This is a genomic window from Pseudonocardia nigra, assembly GCF_019396355.1.
In the GTDB taxonomy this organism is placed as follows: Bacteria; Actinomycetota; Actinomycetes; order Mycobacteriales; family Pseudonocardiaceae; genus Pseudonocardia; species Pseudonocardia nigra.
The window spans coordinates 1-2,143 of record NZ_JAHKRK010000420.1 but is presented as its reverse complement, the minus strand read 5'-3'; the positions used below and the strand labels follow the sequence as shown (position 1 = coordinate 2,143).

2 protein-coding genes and 1 pseudogene are annotated in these 2,143 nt (G+C 75.7%); 2 read left to right on the top strand and 1 reads right to left on the bottom strand.

Features of this window, described 5'->3' with window-relative positions:
- Positions 1 to 46 precede the first annotated feature (46 nt).
- Positions 47 to 280 (top strand): annotated as a pseudogene (locus KME75_RS47345) (ArsR/SmtB family transcription factor); the annotation flags it as partial.
- Positions 281 to 339: 59 nt separating this feature from the next.
- Entirely contained in the window at positions 340 to 675 is a 336-nt protein-coding gene (locus KME75_RS46480) for a winged helix-turn-helix domain-containing protein (protein WP_219420405.1), read from the top strand.
- A gap of 396 nt (positions 676 to 1,071) precedes the next feature.
- Here the strand turns inward: KME75_RS46480 and KME75_RS41155 are convergent, their stop codons facing one another.
- Entirely contained in the window at positions 1,072 to 1,986 is a 915-nt protein-coding gene (locus KME75_RS41155) for a DMT family transporter (RefSeq protein ID WP_219420404.1), read from the bottom strand.
- Positions 1,987 to 2,143: the final 157 nt, after the last annotated feature.

Below are 2,143 nucleotides of genomic sequence, written 5' to 3'. Positions count from 1 at the left end.
TGGGGGGGCCGTTCGACGTCGTCGCCGGGCTGTCCACCAGCGGTGGATGGCGGCCGATCCGGCGGCCGGGCTGCGGGAGCTGGCCGAGCAGGCCGCGGCCTGGTTCGACACGGTCCTCGCGCCCGAATGGCCGCGGGTGCCCGCCCTGCTGGAGGCCGACATCCTGCACCGCGCGCGCCGGCTCGCCGCGGGCGGTGTCGGCGTGCTGCTGGGCGAGCTCGACCCCGCCGTCCGCTGGGTGGACGGCACGGTCGTCGTCGCGGGCGCGGCCACCCGGACCGTGCACCGGCTCGACGGCCGCGGCCTCGTCCTGGTGCCGAGCGCGTTCACCTGGCCCCGGTGTTCGCGAAGGTCGCGCCGGCCTGGCCGCCCGTCCTGCGGTACCCGGCGCGTGGCACCGCGGCCCTGTGGAGCCCACCGGTCGCGGTCGCCGACGGGCTCGCCGGAGTGCTCGGGCGCTCCCGGGCCCGGCTGCTCGCCGAGCTGGAATCGCCGGCGTCGACCACCGAGCTGGCCCGGCGCATCGCCCTCGCCGCGGGTGGCGTGTCGGAGCACCTGGCGCGGCTGCGCGCCGCGGGCCTGGTCACCGCGCACCGCAGCGGGCCGGTCGTGCTGTACGCGCGCACCGCGCTCGCCGGCGACCTCGTGGCCGCGAGCGGTGACGCATCCGGGTGACAGGGGAGGACTGGTGCCGGCACGGGCGCGCAGCGCGGGCAGGCCCGAACGCCCGCCGAGGACGGCGAATTCGGCACACCGGCCCTCTGACGCCCGCTACGCACTTCTGCGTACTGACCTGCCGCCCCGCCCGCGCGACCGTGGCACGGGGAGGGGCGAGGGATGGACACGAGGATCTTCGACCGGCCCGGGCGCATCCCGATCGCGGAGCTCACCCGGGTGCGCCCCGGCGGCCCTGCGTGCGACGCGGGTGCATCCGGGGCCGATCGGCGAGCTGATCGCGCGCGAGCCGCGCGCGTACGCCGACTTCGGCTACCGGTTCGGTGCCGATGCGCTGATCGAGCGGCTGACCCTGGACGTCCTGGCCACCCCCCTCCCGCCGGGGGCGGCGCGTCGTCAGGAGCCGATCGTGTTCCGCAGCCGTCCGGTCCGCCGCCGCACACCGCCCGATCTAGCGGGCGGGCGGGCCGTCGCCAACACCGAGCCGCCGAGGATCAGCGCGAACGCCACGAGGATCGACGCCGAGAGCGGCTCCGCGAGCACCAGCACGCCCGCGACGACGGCGACCGCCGGGTTGACGTAGGTGAACACCAGCGCCCGGGACGGGCCGACCTCCCGGATGAGCGCGAAGAACACGAGGAAGGCCAGCGCGGTGCAGACGAGCGCGAGCCCGGCCAGCGCGGCCAGCACCCGGGGCCCCGGTACCGCGTCCGGCCAGGTGAGGATCGCCGGGGGCGTGTACACGAGCGCCGCGAACGTGAGGCACACCGCGGTCATGGGCAGGGCCGGCACGTCTCGCAGGCGACGTGCGGCGATGAGCGGGGCCGTGGCGTAACACGCTGCCACCAGCAGCACCTCGGTGATCGCCCAGGCGTCCCCGCCGCGCAGCTCGGGTGCGGCCAGGACGGCCACGCCGACGAGCCCCACGCCCAACCCGGCCCACCGCAACAGGGTGTCGAGCCGTTCGGCGTCACCGGTCAGGCGGGCCACCACCACCGCGATGATCGGGGACGCCGCGATGAGCAGGCCGGTCATCGAGCTGGTCAGATGGCGTTCGGCGTCCGACAGCAGCCACCACGGGACGATGATCTCCAGCGCGGCGAAGGCCGCCAGCGGGCGCCAGTGCCGGCGCAGCTCCCGAAGTGGGCCGCTGCGCAGGGCCAGCGGCAACAGGACGGCGGCGCCCACTGCGGTGCGCACGAACACCAGGACCGGTACCGACACGCCCTCGACGGCCACCTTGATCATCAGGTAGGGCACGCCCCAGATGAGGCTCATCGCGGCGAACAGGAGCCAGCCGCGCCTGCTCACGGCACCCGCCGTCGGGACAGCATGCAACGACCCTAGGTGGCTGGTGTCTTTCGCGTGGCGGTCGCCCTGCTGGGCGGCGCGCCGCGGGAGGATCTCGGGGTGACGTTGGGGCGCGCTGATCGTCAGGTCGATCTGTTCGACGACGCGGCCGGGTTCT